The following is a 3,777-nucleotide window of genomic DNA, read 5'->3' as shown; positions in this document are numbered from 1 at the left end:
GCTCGGCATTAGTAAAAGATCGGCAGCGGCAAAAAGAGCTGGCAATTCAGTCGCCTGTTGCAATGGCAATCGCAATAGGCGCTCGCCTAAACCATGGCACCTAAGGCTTTGCTCGAGGGCGGCCGCGCTGCCATCTTCATCTGGGCCCACCAAAGCAAAATGCCAAGGCAGATGGGCAAGGGCTTTAAAAACCGGTGCCAACAGATCTAAACCCTTCTTGTGATGGTGCCTGCCGCACAACAAAAATAGGGGCTCCTTGGCTTTCAGTTGATGGGTGGTGCGCCAGGYCAGGCGCTGCTGGGGATCAAAACCAAAGGCTGCTAGCTCGAGGGGATTGGGCAAAAGCCAGCGGGGGGGGAAGCCCCCAAGGCCAAGCAATGGGTTGTTGCATTCSCGCTGCTCACGGCCTGAAGTGGTGTGTAAGGCGGCAGCACGCTTTAGGCAAGGCCGTTCCACTAGCCAGTAGTAAGGCAGCTTTTTCCACCAGCCGCGGCTGAGGCTATAGGGGCCAAGCGCTCCCCTCAGGCTATGCACCACAGGCAGGCCAAGGCGCTGGGCTGCCCGCTGCAGCGGTGGACCCAAGGGTTGCCAGAGGGCGCTTATGTGTAACAACTGATTGCGGGCGAGGTGCTTTGGCAAGGCTGCTAATAAGGCGCGTGAGCGAATCGCTCCACCCGGTTGATCCTCCGGGTAATAGGTAATGGTGATGCCATCTCGCTCAAGCGGCACACCAATTTCTGCTGGCGGCCAATCGGGTAAACCAGCGGTGGTTGTGATCACTTCCACCTTGATGCCCCTATCAGCAAGGGCGCCGCAAAGGCGACCAACGCTCCGCACGGGCCCGCCATATTGCCAAGCGGGGGCCCACACAGGTAGGGCATGGAGGATCTTCATCACCATTCACTACCAAACGCTTGAWCAGTTCAAACAAAAAATGAGGAGATGCCCATTGGGGCTAAACATATCGCAAAATGATAAGGACCATGAACAAAACAAGAAACCCAACTCAGAGAAATGGAACCAAACACCATTACAATACAAGTATGCAGTTTCCTATGATTTTAATTGAAATCTCTAAAAAAAATCGCAAAACACTCTATTTTTGTACAAGTGGCAAGCAAAGGCATTGGCTTCATTGCAAATGTGCTTTTCTTACGATTTATACCACCCGGAATAATTGGAGGTTTCACTCTTTTAAGTAGCACAGCTCAATCATTATCTAGTATCGCTCATTTTGGAACAGATTACAATTATCAAGTGCGAGTATGCGCCCTTCCTAAAAGCGAGAGAGGAGGAATTCAACGGCAATTTCTTAGTTGGAACGCCTTTTTTAGCGGCTTAGGCGCCCTACTTGCTTGGCCAATACTTCAACCATCTCTAAAACATTTAGGTGAAAGCGTTTGGTATATAGCCTTAATTATAGGGTACTTATTTATTGAATCGTATGTGGATGTGCTCTGGGAACCACTACTTGCTAATCGTAACTACAGTCAAGTATTTCAGCGACACCTACAGGTAGCCCTTTTCAAAGTAGTACTTCCTTTCAGCCTAGGCCTATGGCTAGGCTGGATAGGCATTCTAATTGGACTATTATTATCTTCAACAATAAATGCTGGGGCTGCTATTTTAAATCTACGGCAATTACCTGAAGCTAACGGAAATCCTCTCCCATTAAAAATATTTCTAACGGGAGGAGTACAATTTTATTTGGTGCCATTTGCGCATCAATTAGTTTTTTTCCCGGCATTACTATTAATTGGGGCGGATCAAGGCCTTCAGAAATTAAGCTTACTAAAAGTAGCACAATTAATGGTTCAACTTGTTGGAATATTTCCTACTGCATTAGCCCCAATTCTATTCATTGAAAGCTCTCATGGAAGTGATGAAGCAAAGACCAGATTGATTGTGGCATTAGAAGGAGTAATATTTGTCGGACTGGGTATATTTTCAATATACACACTTCTAGACATCAATCTGTTGCCGAGAATATTTGGCAATAATTACTCAGACGCAATAATACCCGCTAGAGCGTTGTTGCTCGCAGCGGTATGCAATGGAATAAATCAAGTTTTTCAACAGCAAGCATTTATTGGCTTGAAACTAACACAAATAAGCGTACTTCAAATTAGTGTATTGCTATCAATAGCTCCATTTGGTTATATTTTGTGGCTACCCAAATGGGGGATTGACGGATACGCATGGCTAAGCCTAACTGTTGCAATAACAACAACTTTAGCCCTAACATTCTGGGATTCTAAAAAAGTACTCCGTTGCAAGGAAAATATCCTACCATGCTTAGCCTTGCTGTTGGTATTGCCCCTAGCAATATGGGAGCCTATAATGCCTTTATCGTGGTTAATGTCAATAGGCAGTATTTCAATACTAGGTATTACAATATACTTAAGGGTGACTGGAAGACGAAGTATGAACAGGAAAATATAAACTCAAAAGCGTGAGAGTTAAAATACTCATTAACTCAAAAGAACCAACGCCTATCGGAATACTTGTCCAAAGAATTGCAAGGCAAACCATAGCAACTGAACAACCTAAAATCTCTCCACGACTAAACCAATAGTAGCAAGAAAACAATAATCCAGCTATCCAAATCAAACTGAGGCAATGACCCAAGAATCCAGAATTTCGCATAGAATCAAGAAGTATGTTATGCCACCATTTATCCTTAATTACTAGATTGACTGGAACTTGACTTAGCAAGGAGCTATCTGCTGTGTAGTATGTCCTAAGAAGCCTATCAAAGCCAACCCGATGGGTCTCAACCCTACCAATGCTAAATATATCACCAAAACGTTTAGCAAAAGAAAATTGACTTATTCCATATAGTAATGGCATGATAAATGCTATTATCGTCATAAAAATTGCGGCATTACTACGAAACTTATTAAGTAGAAAAATTCTCCTTTCCCAAACCAATAAGCCAATGACAAAAAGGAGCAGAATCATTGCAGAACGGTTCTGAGCCTGAACCACATAGCCCAGGGTAAGAGCAATAGCAGCAGGAAGAAACCGCGATTCTAGCCTTAGAATAATCATAAGAACACCGCAAGCTACATAACCAGGCTGCGTGCTCCCAGCATCAAGCCCACCAGTAAAGATATTAAATAAATGACGGTAACTACCTTGAAAAGGCTGAAAAAGAAAAGAGGCAATCAAAGTTAATCCACTGTAACAAGCCAAACCAGATGCTATGCCCAAAAGCAAAGCCCTTCCCTTATCAAAGGGCTTACTATGTAACATCAGGGGCGAGAAAATCATCCATATTAGTGCCTTACCGATTTCGGGCATCGTTAAACCATTAAGAGACTGGGGAATCTCAGGGTCAGGGAAAGACCAATAAAGCAACATAAGAACACCGATACATAACACCACAACATCGCGCCAATCAATCTGAAATGACGGTCTATTTTGTAATTCCAGTATCGTCCACCAAGCCATTCCTAATACGCTTAATTCATTGAAGCCTCCAACCCCAATGACAAAACCGCAGGCAGCATTGACTAAACTCGATGAAATCAAATTTTTGATATTAGGCATAAATAGGTGTTTAAAATCCACTCGCATGAAACCATACTGTATAAATAATATCACAAGAAAACAAAATAATCAACCATAAAGCGAATAGAACCATGATATGATTTGAAAAAGTTTCCACGCTAGGATTGAAAAGGCCAGCCCTACTATTCATGGACAACGAAGGGCTATCGTTCCTAAAAAAGTTTTTACCCCAACTCGAATTCGAAAGCACTCACTACGAATCCC

At 43.7% G+C, this 3,777-nt stretch carries 3 protein-coding genes; 1 reads left to right on the top strand and 2 read right to left on the bottom strand.

What is annotated here, in order from left to right:
• On the bottom strand, positions 1-894 hold an 894-nt coding region (locus C7K08_RS13050; RefSeq protein WP_161955928.1), incomplete at its 3' end, for a glycosyltransferase.
• 171 nt (positions 895-1,065) lie between these two features.
• On the opposite strand from C7K08_RS13050, the gene C7K08_RS15295 reads away from it, so the two are divergent.
• Positions 1,066-2,442 (top strand): lipopolysaccharide biosynthesis protein, encoded by a 1,377-nt coding sequence (locus C7K08_RS15295; RefSeq protein WP_133165283.1) that lies wholly within the window; start codon positions 1,066-1,068, stop codon positions 2,440-2,442.
• Here C7K08_RS15295 and C7K08_RS13045 read toward each other — a convergent pair.
• Positions 2,401-3,552: a hypothetical protein gene (locus C7K08_RS13045; RefSeq protein ID WP_206603868.1), complete on the bottom strand. Its 1,152-nt coding sequence runs from the start codon at positions 3,550-3,552 to the stop codon at positions 2,401-2,403. The genes C7K08_RS15295 and C7K08_RS13045 overlap by 42 nt on opposite strands.
• Between the last annotated feature and the right edge of the window lie 225 nt (positions 3,553-3,777).

Source organism: Synechococcus lacustris str. Tous, assembly GCF_003011125.1.
GTDB lineage: Bacteria > Cyanobacteriota > Cyanobacteriia > PCC-6307 > Cyanobiaceae > Synechococcus_D > Synechococcus_D lacustris.
The sequence above is the reverse complement of the archived record's forward strand: the minus strand, read 5'-3'. Positions and strand labels throughout refer to the sequence as shown.

Coding starts and splice junctions, on each gene's coding strand:
- C7K08_RS13045 (WP_206603868.1), bottom strand. CDS start 3,552: ATGCCTAATATCAAAAATTTGATTTCATCGAGTTTAGTCAATGCTGCC.